At 71.6% G+C, this 16,253-nt stretch carries 11 protein-coding genes; 5 read left to right on the top strand and 6 right to left on the bottom strand.

From position 1 onward, the window contains the following. Nucleotides 1-3: 3 nt before the first annotated feature. On the bottom strand, nucleotides 4-1,527 hold the full coding sequence (locus ACICHK_RS17270; protein WP_406837602.1) for an MFS transporter: 1,524 nt from the start codon (nucleotides 1,525-1,527) through the stop codon (nucleotides 4-6). A gap of 452 nt (nucleotides 1,528-1,979) precedes the next feature. Between ACICHK_RS17270 and ACICHK_RS17265 the strand changes: the two genes are divergently transcribed. The 3 genes from ACICHK_RS17265 to mfd all read left to right on the top strand — a co-directional run bounded on the left by ACICHK_RS17265 (nucleotide 1,980) and on the right by mfd (nucleotide 9,363). Continuing rightward, nucleotides 1,980-2,768, top strand: a complete 789-nt coding sequence (locus ACICHK_RS17265) for an ABC transporter ATP-binding protein (RefSeq protein WP_406837601.1) — start codon at nucleotides 1,980-1,982, stop codon at nucleotides 2,766-2,768. Further along, on the top strand, nucleotides 2,765-5,344 hold the full coding sequence (locus tag ACICHK_RS17260) for an ABC transporter permease (protein WP_406837600.1): 2,580 nt from the start codon (nucleotides 2,765-2,767) through the stop codon (nucleotides 5,342-5,344). Before ACICHK_RS17265 ends, ACICHK_RS17260 begins: the two co-directional genes overlap by 4 nt. Nucleotides 5,345-5,811: 467 nt before the next feature. Then, a complete protein-coding gene (gene mfd / locus ACICHK_RS17255) occupies nucleotides 5,812-9,363 on the top strand; it encodes a transcription-repair coupling factor (protein WP_406837599.1) in 3,552 nt (1,183 codons plus the stop codon). A 103-nt stretch (nucleotides 9,364-9,466) separates the two neighbouring features. Here mfd and ACICHK_RS17250 read toward each other — a convergent pair whose 3' ends face one another. After that, nucleotides 9,467-10,078 carry a TetR/AcrR family transcriptional regulator gene (locus tag ACICHK_RS17250; RefSeq protein ID WP_406837598.1) on the bottom strand — a complete coding sequence of 204 codons (612 nt, stop codon included), beginning with the start codon at nucleotides 10,076-10,078 and terminating at the stop codon, nucleotides 9,467-9,469. A 105-nt stretch (nucleotides 10,079-10,183) separates the two neighbouring features. On the opposite strand from ACICHK_RS17250, the gene ACICHK_RS17245 reads away from it, so the two are divergent. After that, on the top strand, nucleotides 10,184-11,149 hold the full coding sequence (locus ACICHK_RS17245) for an SCO6745 family protein (RefSeq protein WP_406837597.1): 966 nt from the start codon (nucleotides 10,184-10,186) through the stop codon (nucleotides 11,147-11,149). A gap of 162 nt (nucleotides 11,150-11,311) precedes the next feature. Here ACICHK_RS17245 and ACICHK_RS17240 read toward each other — a convergent pair whose 3' ends face one another. Continuing rightward, on the bottom strand, nucleotides 11,312-11,503 hold the full coding sequence (locus ACICHK_RS17240; RefSeq protein ID WP_151471310.1) for an Rv0909 family putative TA system antitoxin: 192 nt from the start codon (nucleotides 11,501-11,503) through the stop codon (nucleotides 11,312-11,314). Between the two features lie 161 nt (nucleotides 11,504-11,664). On the opposite strand from ACICHK_RS17240, the gene ACICHK_RS17235 reads away from it, so the two are divergent. Continuing rightward, nucleotides 11,665-12,384, top strand: a complete 720-nt coding sequence (locus ACICHK_RS17235) for an HNH endonuclease family protein (RefSeq protein ID WP_406841249.1) — start codon at nucleotides 11,665-11,667, stop codon at nucleotides 12,382-12,384. A 38-nt stretch (nucleotides 12,385-12,422) separates the two neighbouring features. Here the strand turns inward: ACICHK_RS17235 and ACICHK_RS17230 are convergent, their stop codons facing one another. From ACICHK_RS17230 to ACICHK_RS17220, 3 genes are all read right to left on the bottom strand, one after another. Beyond that, entirely contained in the window at nucleotides 12,423-13,712 is a 1,290-nt protein-coding gene (locus ACICHK_RS17230) for a hypothetical protein (RefSeq protein ID WP_406837596.1), read from the bottom strand. A 224-nt stretch (nucleotides 13,713-13,936) separates the two neighbouring features. After that, entirely contained in the window at nucleotides 13,937-14,473 is a 537-nt protein-coding gene (locus ACICHK_RS17225; protein ID WP_406837595.1) for a hypothetical protein, read from the bottom strand. 172 nt (nucleotides 14,474-14,645) lie between these two features. Continuing rightward, entirely contained in the window at nucleotides 14,646-16,124 is a 1,479-nt protein-coding gene (locus tag ACICHK_RS17220) for a hypothetical protein (RefSeq protein WP_406837594.1), read from the bottom strand. Between the last annotated feature and the right edge of the window lie 129 nt (nucleotides 16,125-16,253).

The raw sequence follows: 16,253 nt of genomic DNA, 5'->3' as shown, positions 1-16,253 counted from the left end.
GGGTCAGTCCGTGGGGTCGTCGAGGACCGGGAAGCGGCGCGGCGCGACGAACAGCAGGACCAGGAGGGCGAGGGCGGCCGCGCCGGCGGCGCCCAGATAGACGGCGTGGACCGCGTCGGCGACCGCGCTCCGCAGCCTCCCGTCCGGCACGCCCGAGTTCAGCGCGCGGGTCACCGCGTCGAGGTCCCCGGCGCCGCCGAGCCGCGCGGCCAGCACCCCGTTGGCGACGGCGCCGAACAGGGCGGCCCCGAGGGTCTGTCCGGTCTGCCGGCAGAACAGGACGGAGGCGGTGGTCGTGCCGCGCTCGGCCCAGCCGACGGTGGACTGGACGCCGACGATCAGGGGGAGCTGGAAGAGCCCGAGCGCGCCGCCCAGCAGCAGCATCAGCAGGGCGGGCTGCCACGCCCGGCCCGGGACGGGCAGGAGGGGGAAGGCGAGCAGGAGCAGGCCCGCCGCGGCGATGCCGAGCGCGGCGGTGTTCCGGAAGCCGACGCGGCGGTAGACGTGCTGGCTGAGCGCCGCGGACACCGGCCAGCTCAACGTCCATACGGAGAGCACGAATCCGGCGGCGACCGGGGCGAGGCCGAGGACCGCCTGCGCGTAGGTGGGCAGGAAGACGGTCGGCGCGACCATGAGGAGTCCCAGGGCCCCGAGCGCAAGGTTGACCGCGGCGATCGTCCGGCGGCGCCACACCCAGCCCGGGATGATCGGTTCGGCGGCCCGCCGCTCCACGGCCACGACGACCGCGATCAGGCACGCTCCCGCGGTGAACAGGGCGATCGACGGGGCGGAGAGCCAGTCCCAGGCGACGCCTCCCTGCACCAGCGCGGTCAGCAGGACACCGCCGCAGGCGAACACCGCGAGGGCTCCCGCCCAGTCGATCCGGGGCCGCCGGTCCGGGACGGCCCGCTCGGGCTCGCGCAGATGACGGGCGATCAGCCACAGGGCGAGGGCGCCGACCGGCAGGTTGACGAGGAAGATCCACCGCCAGTTCGCGTACGCCGCGAGGACTCCGCCCAGCGCGGGACCCGCGACGGCCGAGGTCGCCCACACGGTGGACAGCCTGGCCTGGATCTTCGGGCGTTCCCCGAGCGGGTACAGATCGGCGGCGAGCGTCTGGACGGTGCCCTGGAGGGCGCCGCCGCCCAGGCCCTGCACGATGCGGAAGGCGATGAGCGCGGCCATGTTCCAGGCGGTGGCGCAGAGCAGCGAGCCGAGGAGGAAGAGCGAGGCGCCCGCCACGAGGACCGGTTTGCGGCCGAAGGTGTCGGAGAGCTTGCCGTAGACGGGGAGCGTGACCGTGACGGCCAGCAGATAGCCCGAGAACAGCCAGGAGAAGACCGAGAACCCGCCGAGGTCGCCGACGATCTGCGGAACGGCGGTGGACACGATCGTGGCGTCGAGCGCCGCGAGTCCCATCGCGAGCATGAGCGCGGCGACGACGGCGCGCCGCCGCCGGGTCTCGGCCCGGTCCGTCGCGGTGACGTGCTCCTGTGCGACCGGTGCCCCGGTGTTCCCCTCGCCCACGGGATTCCTTCCCCCTGCACCTATCCGCCGGGGCCAGCTTCCCACTTGAGCCTCACGCCGGGGGAGGGTGGAGGCTGAGTGGGCCCGGGGGTGGACCGGACCCTGAGGGGTTCTCCACCGGAGGGTGGACAACCCCTAGGGGGATCTCCGCATCAGGGGTCGGGGAGGGTTCGTCCCGTCGGAGGACGAGACGGGCCGGAGCCGTTCTTAACCTGGTCTTACGTCGTCGGGGGCGCGCTCCGGTCGTACGGACCGCACCTTCGGGGGTGGGGTTTTCCCCAGCAGAAGACGGGGCCGTGCACCAGCGCGTACGACCCCCCGCCGACAGCAGACTTGACGACGTGGCCGACGCACCGCGTCCGAACAGCGTGGACCTTCGCGGCCCGTCGCACCCGCTCGCAGACTTTCGAAGCCCGGCAGGTCCCCCTGCCGGCCGACTGAGGAGACATACCGTGACATCGGCTGTAAGCATTCCCAGGCACGAGGGCACTGGAGGGCGTACGGCCGTCGCCGCGCGGGCGCGACAGGTCGTCAAGGCGTACGGGTCCGGGGAGACCCGTGTCGTCGCCCTCGACAAAGTCGACGTGGACATCGCGCGGGGGCAGTTCACCGCGATCATGGGCCCCTCGGGGTCCGGCAAGTCCACCCTGATGCACTGCCTCGCCGGGCTCGACACCGTCACCTCCGGCCAGATCTTCCTCGACGAGACCGAGATCACCGGTCTCAAGGACAAGAAGCTGACGCAGCTGCGCCGGGACCGGATCGGCTTCATCTTCCAGGCCTTCAACCTGCTGCCGACGCTGAACGCCCTGGAGAACATCACGCTCCCGATGGACATCGCGGGCCGCAAGCCCGACCGGGCCTGGCTGAACCAGGTCGTGGAGACCGTCGGGCTCAAGGACCGGCTCAAGCACCGTCCGACCCAGCTCTCCGGCGGCCAGCAGCAGCGCGTCGCGGTGGCGCGGGCGCTGGCGGCCCGCCCCGAGATCATCTTCGGTGACGAGCCGACCGGAAACCTCGACTCCCGGGCCGGCGCCGAGGTGCTCGGCTTCCTGCGCCGCTCGGTGGACGACCTCGGCCAGACCATCGTCATGGTCACCCACGACCCGGTCGCGGCCTCGTACGCGGACCGCGTGCTGTACCTCGCGGACGGCAGGATCGTCGACGAGATGCACCAGCCGACGGCCGATCAGGTCCTGGACCGCATGAAGGACTTCGACTCCCGCGGGCGGACGTCATGACCGTCCTCAAGACCTCGATGCGCAACTTCTTCGCGCACAAGGGACGCATGGCCCTGTCGGCCGTCGCCGTCCTGCTGTCGGTGGCCTTCGTCTGCGGGACGCTCGTGTTCAGCGACACGATGAACACGACGTTCGACAAGCTGTTCGCGGCCACCTCCTCCGACGTGACCGTGAGCGCGAAGGGCGCCTCGGACACCGGCGAGACGACGTCCGGCAACGGCAAGCCCCCGGTCATGCCCGCCTCGGTGCTCACCCAGGTGCGTTCGGCGCCGGGCGTGAAGTCGGCCGAGGGCGCCGTCTTCTCCAGCGCCGTGACCGTCGTCGACGCCGACAAGGACAACCTGTCGCCCTCCAGCGGCGCGCCCACCATCGTCGGCAGCTGGAACGCCAACGAGGCCCGCACGATGAAGGTCACCTCCGGTGCGGCGCCCAAGGGCTCCGGCCAGGTGATGGTCGACAAGGACACCGCCGACAAGCACCACCTCAAGCTCGGCGACGAGATCGGTGTGATCAGCGCGGTCGGCACCCACACCGCGAAGATCTCCGGCATCGCCACCTTCACCGTCACCAACCCCGGCGCGGCCATCTTCTACCTGGACACGCCGACCGCCCAGAAGGCGCTCGTCGGGCGGACCGGCGTCTACACCAACGTCAACGTCACCGCCAGCGCCGGAGTCAGTGACGCCCGGCTGAAGCAGGACGTGACGGCGGCGACCGCCGGCCACTACAAGGTGCAGACCGCCAAGGAGACCGCCGACGCCAACCGCAAGGACGTGGGCAGCTTCCTGGACGTCATGAAGTACGCGATGCTCGGCTTCGCCGGGATCGCCTTCCTGGTCGGCATCTTCCTCATCATCAACACCTTCTCGATGCTGGTCGCCCAGCGCACCCGCGAGATCGGTCTGATGCGGGCCATCGGCTCCAGCCGCAAGCAGGTCAACCGCTCGGTCCTGGTCGAGGCACTGCTCCTCGGCACGTTCGGCTCCGTCCTCGGCGTCGGCGCGGGCATCGGCATCGCCGTCGGCCTGATGAAGCTCATGAGCATGACCGGCATGAACCTGTCCACCGACGATCTGACGGTGGCCTGGACGACCCCGGTGGTCGGCATGGTGCTGGGCATCGTCGTCACGGTCCTGGCGGCCTACCTGCCCGCCCGCCGCGCCGGCAAGGTCTCCCCGATGGCCGCCCTGCGCGACGCCGGCGCTCCCGCCGACGCGAAGGCCGGAGTCGTACGGGCCGTGCTCGGCCTGGTCCTCACCGGCGCCGGAGGCCTCGGCCTCTACCTCGCCGCCGAGGCGAGCAAGGCGAGCGAGGGCTCGATGTGGCTCGGGCTCGGCGTGGTGCTCAGCCTGCTCGGGTTCGTGGTGATCGGCCCGCTGCTCGCGAGCGGCGTGGTGCGCGTCCTCGGCGCGGTCCTGCTGCGGGCGTTCGGCCCGGTGGGACGCATGGCCGAGCGCAACGCCCTGCGCAACCCGCGCCGCACCGGTGCCACGGGCGCCGCCCTCATGATCGGCCTCGCGCTGGTCGCCTGCCTGTCGGTCGTCGGCTCCTCCATGGTCGCCTCCGCGACCGACGAGCTCGACAAGACCGTCGGCACGGACTTCATCATCCAGAACGACGGCGGTCAGCCCATCACCCCGCAGGCCGCGCAGGCCGTGAAGAAGACCCCGGGACTGGCCCGGGTCACCGAGTACAAGGTCACCGAGGGCGACTACACCACCCCCGACGGCAAGACGCTCAAGGACACGGACATCACCGCGGCCGACCCGACGTACGCCACCGACCTGCGGACCAAGACGGTCGCCGGCGACCTGAAGGACGCCTACCTGCCCGACTCGATGTCCGTGCACGACAAGTTCGCCAAGGACCACGGCATCCACCTCGGGTCGAAGATCAAGATCGCCTTCAAGGACGGCGCCACCGCGAACCTGACGGTCCGCGCCATCACCAGCAGCGACGCCGTCATCGACAAGGGTTCGAAGTACATCTCCATCGCCACGCTCGCCAAGTACGTGCCGGCCGACAAGATGCCCCTGGACGAGCTGGTCTTCGCCTCGGCGAAGGACGGACAGCAGGACAGCGCGTACAAGGCCCTGAAGTCCTCCCTGCACGACTACCCGCAGTACAAGGTCCGGGACCAGACCGACTACAAGCAGGCCATGAAGGACCAGATCGGGCAGCTGCTGAACCTGATCTACGGCCTGCTGGCCCTCGCGATCATCGTCGCGGTGCTCGGCGTGGTGAACACCCTGGCCCTGTCTGTGGTCGAGCGCACCCGGGAGATCGGTCTGATGCGGGCCATCGGCCTCTCGCGCCGCCAGCTGCGCCGCATGATCCGGATGGAGTCGGTGGTCATCGCCCTCTTCGGCGCGCTGCTCGGCCTCGGCCTGGGCATGGGCTGGGGCGCGACCGCCCAGCAGCTCCTCGCCCTGGAGGGACTGAACGTCCTGGAGATCCCCTGGCCGACCATCATCGCGGTCTTCGTCGGCTCGGCCTTCGTGGGCCTGTTCGCCGCCCTGATCCCGGCGTTCCGGGCGGGCCGGATGAACGTACTGAACGCGATCGCCACCGACTAGCCGTCGGACGGTCGTCGGGCCACCGCGCACGGGGGTCGCGGTGGCCCCGCGGGCCCGGTCCGAGGAGACGCACTCTCCTCGGACCGGGCCCGCGGCGCGTTCGGGGCCGGTCCGGGGATGCCGTGGTTTCGGGGCCGGGCCTGGAATGCCGTGCCGGGCCTGCAATGCCGTGGTTTCGGGGCCGCTCCGGGGCGCGGTGAGCCGGAAGCCGGTCGAGGCCGTCCGTCATGCGCCCCGGTTCCGGCCGACGGCGCGGTGTGCCGACTGCGGGACGTCTCGTGTCCCGGTCGGGTCCGGAGATCCGGTGTGTCCGAGGCGGCCGGTGCGCGGCCGGTCGCCCAGGGCCGGGCCGGGGCCTCGGCGGAGGGTCACGCGCGGGCGGGCGCGGAGTCGTAGGCTGGATGCCCCCGGCCCGTCCCACGTGTCGGGCGTCTCGCGTTGCCCACTCCCCGGGATGGAAGCCCTTCATGAGCCTGCACGGTCTGCTCGACGCCGTCGTCAAGGACGCCGCCCTCACGGAGGCGGTGAAGGCCGCCGCCGACGGCAACCGGATGCACGTCGACCTGGTCGGCCCACCGGCGGCGCGCCCCTTCGCCGTCGCCGCGCTCGCCCGCGAGACCGGCCGTACGGTCCTCGCCGTCACGGCCACCGGCCGCGAGGCCGAGGACCTGGCCGCGGCCCTGCGCTCCCTGCTCCCGCCGGACGGCGTCGCGGAGTACCCGTCGTGGGAGACGCTGCCGCACGAGCGGCTCTCGCCCCGCTCCGACACCGTCGGCCGGCGCCTCGCCGTCCTGCGGCGCCTCGCCCACCCGCGCCCCGACGACCCCGAGACCGGCCCGGTCTCCGTGGTCGTCGCCCCCATCCGCTCGGTCCTCCAGCCGCAGGTCAAGGGCCTCGGCGACCTGGAGCCCGTCGTCCTGCGCACCGGCATGAGCGCCGACCTCGGCGAGACCGTCGAGGCGCTCGCGGCAGCCGCGTACTCCCGCGTCGAACTCGTCGAGAAGCGCGGCGAGTTCGCCGTCCGCGGCGGCATCCTGGACGTCTTCCCGCCCACCGAGGAGCACCCGCTGCGCGTGGAGTTCTGGGGCGACGACGTCGAGGAGATCCGCTACTTCAAGATCGCCGACCAGCGCTCGCTGGAGGTCGCCGAACACGGCCTGTGGGCCCCGCCCTGCCGCGAACTGCTGCTCACCGAGGACGTGCGGGCGCGGGCCGAGGCCCTCGCCGAGGCCCACCCGGAGCTGGGCGAACTCCTCGGCAAGATCGCCGAGGGCATCGCCGTGGAGGGCATGGAATCGCTCGCCCCGGTCCTCGTCGACGACATGGAACTGCTCCTCGACGTCCTGCCCCAGGGCGCGATGACCATCGTGTGCGACCCCGAGCGGGTACGGACCCGGGCCGCGGACCTCGTCGCGACCTCGCAGGAGTTCCTCCAGGCGTCCTGGGCGGCGACGGCCGGCGGCGGCGAGGCCCCCATCGACGTCGGCGCGGCCTCCCTGTGGTCCATCGCGGACGTCCGGGACCGGGCGCGCGAGCTGGGCATGATGTGGTGGTCGGTGTCGCCGTTCGCCGCCGACGGGGAACTCGCGGACGCCTTCGCCGGCGGGGTGGGGGACACCCTCAAGCTGGGCATGCACGCCCCCGAGACCTACCGCGGCGACACCGCCCGCGCGCTCGCCGACACCAAGGGCTGGCTGGCCGACGGCTGGCACACCGTCTACGTCACCGAGGCGCACGGCCCGGCCGCCCGCACCGTCGAGGTGCTGGGCGGCGAGGGCATCGCCGCCCGCCTGGACACCGACCTCACCGAGATCGGCCCCTCCGTCGTCCACGTGGCGTGCGGCTCCATCGACTACGGCTTCGTCGACCCGGCGCTGCGCCTGGCCGTCCTGACCGAGACCGACCTCTCCGGCCAGAAGGCGGCCGGCAAGGACGGCGCCCGGATGCCGGCCCGCCGCCGCAAGACGATCGACCCGCTGACCCTGGAGACCGGCGACTACATCGTGCACGAACAGCACGGGGTCGGCCGTTACATCGAGATGGTGCAGCGCACGGTCCAGTCCGCGACCCGCGAGTACCTGGTCGTCGAGTACGCCCCCGCCAAGCGCGGCCAGCCCGGCGACCGCCTCTACATCCCCACCGACCAGCTGGAGCAGATCACCAAGTACGTCGGCGGCGAGGCCCCCACCCTGCACCGCCTCGGCGGCGCCGACTGGACCAAGACCAAGGCGCGCGCCAAGAAGGCGGTCAAGGAGATCGCCGCGGACCTCATCAAGCTGTACTCGGCGCGCATGGCGGCCCCCGGCCACGCCTTCGGCGCCGACACCCCCTGGCAGCGCGAGCTGGAGGACGCCTTCCCCTACGCGGAGACCCCCGACCAGCTCACGACGATCGCCGAGGTCAAGGAGGACATGGAGAAGACGGTCCCGATGGACCGCCTGATCTGCGGCGACGTCGGCTACGGCAAGACGGAGATCGCGGTGCGGGCCGCGTTCAAGGCGGTGCAGGACGGCAAGCAGGTCGCGGTCCTGGTCCCCACGACCCTGCTCGTGCAGCAGCACTTCGGCACGTTCTCCGAGCGCTACTCGCAGTTCCCGGTGAACGTCCGCGCCCTGTCCCGGTTCCAGACGGAGACCGAGGCCAAGGCGGTCCTTGAAGGGCTGCGCGACGGTGCGGTGGACCTCGTCATCGGCACCCACCGCCTGTTCTCCTCGGAGACGAAGTTCAAGGACCTCGGCCTGGTCATCGTCGACGAGGAGCAGCGCTTCGGCGTCGAGCACAAGGAACAGCTGAAGAAGCTCCGTGCCAACGTCGACGTCCTGACGATGTCCGCCACCCCCATCCCCCGTACGCTCGAAATGGCGGTGACGGGCATCCGGGAGATGTCCACGATCACCACCCCGCCGGAGGAGCGGCACCCGGTGCTGACCTTCGTCGGCCCGTACGAGGAGAAGCAGATCGGCGCGGCCATCCGCCGCGAACTGCTGCGCGAGGGCCAGGTCTTCTACATCCACAACCGGGTCGAGTCCATCGACCGGGCGGCCGCCCGCCTCCGCGAGATCGTCCCGGAGGCGCGGATCGCCACGGCCCACGGCCAGATGTCGGAGCAGGCGCTGGAGCAGGTGGTCGTCGACTTCTGGGAGAAGAAGTTCGACGTGCTGGTCTCCACCACGATCGTCGAGTCGGGCATCGACATCTCGAACGCGAACACGCTGATCGTGGAGCGCGGCGACAACTTCGGCCTCTCGCAGCTCCACCAGCTCCGCGGCCGGGTCGGCCGTGGCCGGGAACGCGGCTACGCCTACTTCCTGTACCCGCCGGAGAAGCCGCTCACGGAGACGGCCCACGAGCGGCTCGCGACGATCGCCCAGCACACCGAGATGGGCGCGGGCATGTACGTGGCGATGAAGGACCTGGAGATCCGGGGTGCGGGCAACCTGCTCGGCGGCGAGCAGTCGGGCCACATCGCGGGCGTCGGCTTCGACCTGTACGTGCGCATGGTGGGCGAGGCGGTCGCGGACTACCGCGCCTCCCTGGAGGGCGGCGTGGAGGAGGAGCCGCCGCTGGAGGTCAAGATCGAGCTGCCGGTCGACGCGCACGTCCCGCACGAGTACGCGCCGGGCGAGCGGCTGCGCCTGCAGGCCTACCGGTCCATCGCCTCCGCGAACACGGAGGAGGACGTCAAGGTCGTGCGGGAGGAGCTCGTCGACCGCTACGGCAAGCTCCCGGAGCCGGTCGAGAACCTGCTCCTGGTGGCGGGTCTGCGGATGCTCGCGCGCGCCTGCGGGGTGGGCGAGATCGTCCTCCAGGGCAACAACGTCCGCTTCGCGCCGGTGGAGTTGAGGGAGTCGCAGGAGCTGCGCCTGAAGCGCCTGTACCCGGGGACCGTCATCAAGCCGACGTCCCACCAGATCCTCGTCCCGCGCCCGAAGACCGCGAAGGTCGGCGGAAGGCCGCTGGTGGGCCGTGAACTGCTCGGCTGGACCGGGGAGTTCCTGGCTTCGGTCCTGGGGTCCTAGCGCCGGGCGCGGTGAGAAGGGGAGCCGGGCCGCCGGACGTTCCGGCGGCCCGGCTCCCCCGCGCGGTTCGGGAGCGGAGCGGAGCGGGGCTGCTGGGGGCGGGTCAGGGCTGCTCGGGGCGGAACAGCATGCCCGTCAGGGCGTGGAAGACCTCTTCGGGGTCCTGTCCGCCCACCTGGCCGTCCAGGTTGTGGCTGATCAGGAGCGTGGCGAAGCCGTGGGCGAGGGACCAGGCGGCGATGCCGGCGAGGCGGGCGTCGGGGCCGCGGCCCTCCGCGGGGACCGCCGACACGGCGGCCCGCAGCCGCCCTCCGGCGAGCGTCCGGGCCGTCGCGAGCTCCAGGTCGTTCGCGCGGAGCAGTTCCGGGGCGAACATGACCTGGAAGTGGGCGGGGTGCTCCCGCGCGAAGCGTACGTAGCGGACGCCCGCGTCGCGCAGGTCCCCGGCGTCGTCGAGCGCGGTCGCCAGGAGCCCGAAGCCCTCGGCCGCGATGGCCGTGAGCAGGCCGACGCGGTCCTTGAAGTGGTGTGCCGGGGCGGCGTGCGAGACACCCGCGCGGCGGGCCAGGTCGCGCAGGCTCACCGCTGAGGGCCCTTCGGCGGCGATGACGTCGAGAGCGGCGCCGAGGATGGCGCGGCGCAGGTCCCCGTGGTGGTACGGGCGCGCCGGGCCGCCGGTCTTCTCGGGAGCCGGGTCGGCCTTCGCGGGATTCATGACAGCAGCGTACGCCGAATCTAGTCGTTGACAAGTTCGGGCGGCCGGTGCAATCTTGTCAGTGTCAAGTTGTGGAGCGTGTCGATACGTGACGAGGGGGGAGTCATGTCCGGGAACGTGAGCGGGACGAGCGGGGCCGTCGAGGCGGCGGTGAAGGGCGAAGGCGCGCGGGAAGGCGCGCGGGAAGGAGTGGCGCCGGAGGACGCGGGCATCGGTCTCGGCCGGGTGCGTCAGCTCTGGCATCTGCTGGAGCCCCTGCACGCCGTGCTGTACTACGCGCCGGAGGCCTTCGAGGAGGCGGCGGCGCTCGGGTACGCGACCGAGGAGCGCTGGCCCAGCTACTTCCCCTACCGCGTGGCGCCGCTGGGGGCCGTCGGCGGCCGGCGGGTGGCCTCCGCCTTCTACAGCTTCAGCCCGCGCATGGTGGACGAACACATCGCCTCCGCCTGGCGGACGGCGAGTCCGGAGCGGGTGCTCGCCGCGCGGGAGCGGGCCGTGGACCGGGCCTACCGCGCGATCCTCGGCGATCGTGTCGACGCTCCCGAGCTGGCCGAGGCCGCGGCGCTGGCCCGCCGCGCCGCCGAGGCCGCGGACACCTCCGGCCGTCAGCTCGCCGCCGCCAACGCCGAGTTGCCCTGGCCGGACGCCCCGCATCTCCAGCTGTGGCACGCGGCGACGATCCTGCGCGAGCACCGCGGCGACGGCCACCTCGCGGCCCTGCTGGTCGAGGGGCTGGACCCGGCCGAGTCGCTGGTCTCCTTCGCGGCGATAGGCGCGGCCTCCGTGGAGCGCTTCGAGAGCCGCGGCTGGAGCCCCGGGGAGTGGGTCGCGGCCAGGGGCCGACTGGCCGCCCGAGGCCTGGTCGACGAGGACGGCATCGCCACGGAGGCCGGACGTGAGCTGCGTCGCCGGGTGGAGGAGCACACCGACCGTCTCGCTGCGGCTCCCTGGCTCTCGCTCGGCCCGGAGGCCGTCACCCGCCTCGCCGATCTGCTCGGCGAGTTCTGGGTCGCGGTGCTGGGATCGGGACTGCTGCCGTCGGAGACGACGCTGGGGATCGGGAAGGTCTGAGGCTCGTAAGGAAGCCCGTGAGGGAGGGTGCCCGGGGAGCACCGCGGCTCGCGCCGGGACCGCGCCCGGACGGCCTCGCCCCGATCGCACCGGCCCCACCCGGCGGGTGCGCCGCGGTGGGGCTGGAGGGGATGGTTCTCGAATCGTTCCGGCTGTGTCCGGCTATGACTGTGGGGGCCGGTCGCGGTCACGGTCCATGCCCATCGCGCCTTCGGCCTTCCGCTGTGCGTCATCGACCTTGTCCGCGTACTTGTCGCCGGTCTTCTCGTTGACCTTTTTCTCGGCGGCATCGGACATGGCGGCCGCTTTGTCCTGCGCGGCCCGGTTGCTCTTGAACTTGTCGAAGATGCCCATCCAGAGCTCCTTCCGCAGGTGACTCACGACCGACGATACGCCCGGCGTGCGCCTATTGCCCATTGATGACTGGTATGGCCATGGAATGGCGGCCGCTACCTTGGGCAGACGGGAATCACGTCCGATCGGGGCGGGCCGGGCAGGTGAGGAGGGGCGTCGTGCTGCGTCTGAGAGATGGGGCGGCGGCTGCCGCGCTGGTGGTGCTCGTCGGTGCCGGCGCCGTCGGCTGCAAGAAGGACGCCCTGGGTTCGGCGGAGCCGCGGGAGACGACGACCGGCGGTGCCGCCCTCGCCGCCGTGGACTCACTGGCCGTCAAGGGGCGTGCTCCCAAGACCGGTTACAGCAGGGAGCGGTTCGGTACGGCCTGGGCCGACACCGACGCGAACCAGTGCGACACCCGTGACGACATCCTCAAGCGGGACCTGGAGGACGTGAAGTTCAGCGACGGCAAGTGCAGGGTGTCCCGCGGGGTCCTCGAACCCGATCCGTACGGCGGCAAGGACGTCACCTTCGTCCGTGGGCGCAGCCTGGTCGACATCGACCACCTCGTCGCGCTCTCGGACGCCTGGCAGACGGGCGCCAAGTACTGGGACGCGAGCAAGCGCATAGCCCTGGCCAACGACCCGCTCAACCTCCGCGCGGTCGGCGCGAGCGCCAACCGCAGCAAGGGCGACGGCGACACCGCGACCTGGCTCCCGCCCAACAAGGCGTACCGCTGCACCTATGTCGCCGCGCAGGTGGCGGTGAAGAAGAAGTACGGACTGTGGGTCACCGGCGCCGAGAAGGCGGCCATGAAGAAGGTGCTGGGCGGCTGTCCCGGCCAGAAACTCCCCTCGGGCGGCAACCCGACGAAGGCGCCCGAGAGGTTCCACGCGAGATGACTTGAGGGGGCGGGCCGCCGCCCGCCCCCTCACGGCCGTCAGGCGGACGGGTTGACCACCACCTCGGCCGAGTTGTTCGTGGTGTCCGGGTCGAAGGCCAGGGGCTTGCCGCCGGAGTACGACCGTGCGACGACGCGTCCCGTCGCGTCGGGGACGACCCGGTCGACGCGCAGCTGGAACGGGAAGCCGACGTCCAGGTCGGGCGTGGTCCAGGTCGGCAGGGTGCAGACGTAGTGGACGGTGTTCGGGGCGTCACCCGGTGCCGAGGTGGTTCGGCAGGTGCGGGGCACGGACGTGGCGGTGGTGCCTTCCGGAAGGTAGAAGTCGATCGCGACGAGCGGGTCGCCGGAGGTGACGTCGCCGGCCCAGGCCGGGCCGTTGTTGACGAAGCGGAAGGCGGTGGTGACGGTGTCACCGGCCGCGCCGCTCGCCTTGGCGCCCTTCACGCTGAAGTCGGCCGTGTTGTCGGCGTTGATGTGCCAGGTGCGGTTGTTGTCCGAGCTGTCGAGGTCGACGACGGAGTCGTCGGCAGGCTGGACGCCGTATTCGAACCGCTCGTACAGCGCGTGGCCGGTGACGGTGAGCCGCAACGGCTCCGGCAGCTCCACGGTGGCGCCGGGCGGGACGTCCGTGTCGAAGGAGCAGGTCACGTGCGTGAATCCGCCGCTGCCCGGTCCGGTGGAGGTGCACTGCGGATAGCGGGTGGCGAGGTCCAGGCCGTACGTCGCCCACATCGACACCTTGAAGCCGTGAGCGGTCTCGTTGCCGGTGTTGGTGACCGAGGACGGCACGGTCAGGCTGCTGCCGGGCGCGACCCCGGTGACGTCCTGAGGGGCGCTGACGCCGAGGTCGGCGCCGGAAGCGACGGTGACGAAGGTCCTCGTGGAGCCGCCCGGGGCGACGAGCGCCCCGTCGGGGCCGCCGGTGGCCTCGGCGGAGTATTCGATCGCGCCCTGCGCCCCCACGCCGGCTTCGGCGGTGGCCCGTACCTTGAGCCGCACCTGCGGGCTGTAGCGGTTCGGCACGTCTCCGGTGTCGCACACGGCGACGGTGCCGGTGTCGTCGGGTGCGCAGTTGTCGGGCCAGGCCACTTCGGCGACCCCGGCGAGCCCGGAGACGTCGACGGTCAGCCGCCCGTCGGTCACGGTGGTCTCGCGGTTGCTGTGGGTCAGACCGAGGGCCAGCGACCGGTACTGTGCCGCACCGCTCTCCGGAGCGGCCGTGATCACCGTGTCCTGCGGTGCCCGGATCGCCAGTTCGTCGCCCTGAGCCGTACCGCCGGCGAAGGCGGCCCCGCTCCCGAACCCGGTGAGGACCAACGCCCCCACGGCTCCGGCACATAACCCGCGACGCAGTACACGGCCGACGGAGAGAGAACTCACTGCAACCCCCAGGTGGGTAGAGGCGGACCCGGCGAAGTGATCGGCACCGGACGTCAGTTCGACTCTCGGACGGGGTGGAAGGTTGCGGATGAGCAGGGTGCGGCGTGGAGTTCTTGCTGTTTCCTCGATCCGGAAACCGCGGTGGACGCGGGACGTCGGCCCCGGCGCCCTCAGCCGAGTCCCGCCGCGGCCGATTCGTACTGGGCCGCCTGCTTCGGGGTGAGGTAGCGGGAGACGCGTACGAGGACCGGGCCGTGGACGTAGTCGTACTCGGCGAGGGCCGGGGAGGACTCGGCGATGCCGCGGATGTACTCGGCGCGCGCCCTGGCGTCCGACGCGTCGGCGAACACCTCGACGGCACCGCCGCGTTCGACGGCGCCGGGGTCCGCTCCTGTCACCTGGGAGGCCTGTACCCAGCTGTCCGAGAAGGTGACTTTGGACGTGTACTCGCCCGGGCGGCCGAGCAGGTGGTTGGGGTCGTTCTCCGCTGTGACGGTTCCCGTCAGGGTCGCTGTCCGCACCCGCGCGGACAGGGACCGGAACGCGGCCCCCGCCGTGAGGTGTCCGTCCGCGCGCGTGCTCGCCCTCGCGGGTTCGTGCGCGTCGGCCGGGGTGTTCGAGGGCGCGTTGCCGCACGCGGTCAGGAGAGCCAGGAGGGCGACGACGGGCGCGACGGCCGAAGAGGCGGCGGAGGTGGTTCTGTGCATGCCGGAGATGCTGGCGGTCGAGCCGTCGCGGTGTGTCCGTGTAGCGGAGCTGTTACGCGGTGTTCCCATGATCGGGGCCGTGTTCGACCGGCGTGTGCGGGAGGCTCGGCGGCGTCACCCGGGCGAGGCCGCGCCGGAAGGCTTCCCGCGTCGGCCTGCCCGCGGGAAGCGCTCAGGACTGCCGGCGCCTGCGTGCCGTGGCGAACAGGAGCGTGCCGACGCCCGCGGCGAGGACGCCCGCCGTTCCGGCGATCCACGGAACGGCTCCCGATCCCGTCGAGCCCGGCGCCTTCACGGTGATGGCGGCGGTGTCGTTCCTCGTATTGCTGTCACTTTCGCGCAGCACCTCCAGCGACACCTTGCCGGGCTTGACGGACGCCTTGTCGATGCGCAGCTTGAAGGACCACACGAGGCGCTCACTGGAACCGACCCACCAGTCGTTGTTCTCGCCCCTGCAGGTGTAGACGTGGCCACCGGGCCTGCTCTCGCGGTCGTCCTCCGTCCAGCACCGTTTCGGAACCTTCACCACGGTCGTGCCCTGAGGAATCGTGATCGTCGTCACGACCGAGGGATCTTCGAGGGGCTCGGTACCCGTCCAGGTGGGCATTCCGCCGGGACCGTTGTTGCGGTACCCGACCTGCACCGTGACCACGTCACCCGGCCGTCCCTCCGCCGAGGCGCCGACGGCTTCGGCGTCCGCCGTGGTGTCGACCCTGTAGGCCGGTCCGAGATCCCTGGACTGTGGCTTTCCCGGAGGTGCGCTGTCCGGGCGCGGTACGAGCTTCAGCTCGGGCCCCTTGCCGGGATGGACGTCGGTCATCTTCCTCAACTGGTCCGTGTCGCCCAGATGGCTGATCAGCGCCGTGCCGAGTGCGTCGTCGCCGATCCTGAGCGGGCCCGGGGACACGTCGAAGGAGTCGCCCACCTCGATCGTGTTGTCGAAGTGACAGACGGCCGCCGGGAACGCCAGGTCGGTGAGGCTCCCTGGATCGCTGTCCATGGGGATGGGCAGCTTGCCGTACGTGCAGTTGCTGAACTCCTGCTCGAACGAGCCGTGCGTGGCATGCATGGAGAGGTCGGTGCCCTTGAGCGTGTTCGCGCCGAAGTAGGTGAAGCCCGCCCCGGGACGCACCTCGGCGCCGGGCTTCACCTCCCCCTCCACCTTTCCCGTCGCGCGGTCCTGGACGAACCCCACGTCCTTGATGTCGACCTTCCAGACCCGTTCGGTGATCGCGGCTCCGTCGGCCTGTCCGCTGACCCGGATCTCGCCGGTGGTCCCGCCCCGCGCACCCTTCAGGCTCCGCACCCGGAAGTGACCGAGCCGGGTCGTCGCGCCGGGTGCGGGGGCGTCCTTGCCCTGGCAGACCAGGACGCCCTCGGTCTTCTTCTCGCATCCGGAGAAGGGGACGGTGACGTCCACGGCCCCGACGAGCGAGCTGTAGTCGACGGTGAGCGTGTACGACGTGATCCTCGTCGTACCCGTGTTGGCCAGCGTCACGTGATTCACCGCGTTCGGGTCCATGTCCGTATAGGGCATGGCCTCCAGGGTGTAGCTGCCCACGATGCCGCCGCCAGCACCCGAGGCGACCTCCAGCCCCGTCCCGGCGGCGACGGCACGCTCGGACGGCACACCCACCGTCGCTGCGGCCACTGCCAACACCCCGGCCGCGGCCCACGCCCCCCGGCTCACCTTCATGGAACCCCTCCCAAGACCAAGAAATACGCGCCGTGAACAGCGCGAGAGCACGGACCTTCCAGACCGGTCACGTCCTCCTGCGGA

The organism is Streptomyces sp. AHU1 (assembly GCF_045343905.1).
In the GTDB taxonomy this organism is placed as follows: domain Bacteria; phylum Actinomycetota; class Actinomycetes; order Streptomycetales; family Streptomycetaceae; genus Streptomyces; species Streptomyces triticiradicis.
The sequence above is the reverse complement of the archived record's forward strand: the minus strand, read 5'-3'. Positions and strand labels throughout refer to the sequence as shown.

What these genes read in the sequence shown, in the direction of transcription:
- mfd (WP_406837599.1), top strand. Translation starts at nt 5,812, where the DNA reads ATGAGCCTGCACGGTCTGCTCGACGCCGTCGTCAAGGACGCCGCCCTC.
- ACICHK_RS17240 (WP_151471310.1), bottom strand. Translation starts at nt 11,503, where the DNA reads ATGGGCATCTTCGACAAGTTCAAGAGCAACCGGGCCGCGCAGGACAAA.
- ACICHK_RS17245 (WP_406837597.1), top strand. Translation starts at nt 10,184, where the DNA reads ATGTCCGGGAACGTGAGCGGGACGAGCGGGGCCGTCGAGGCGGCGGTG.
- ACICHK_RS17260 (WP_406837600.1), top strand. Translation starts at nt 2,765, where the DNA reads ATGACCGTCCTCAAGACCTCGATGCGCAACTTCTTCGCGCACAAGGGA.
- ACICHK_RS17250 (WP_406837598.1), bottom strand. Translation starts at nt 10,078, where the DNA reads ATGAATCCCGCGAAGGCCGACCCGGCTCCCGAGAAGACCGGCGGCCCG.
- ACICHK_RS17225 (WP_406837595.1), bottom strand. Translation starts at nt 14,473, where the DNA reads ATGCACAGAACCACCTCCGCCGCCTCTTCGGCCGTCGCGCCCGTCGTC.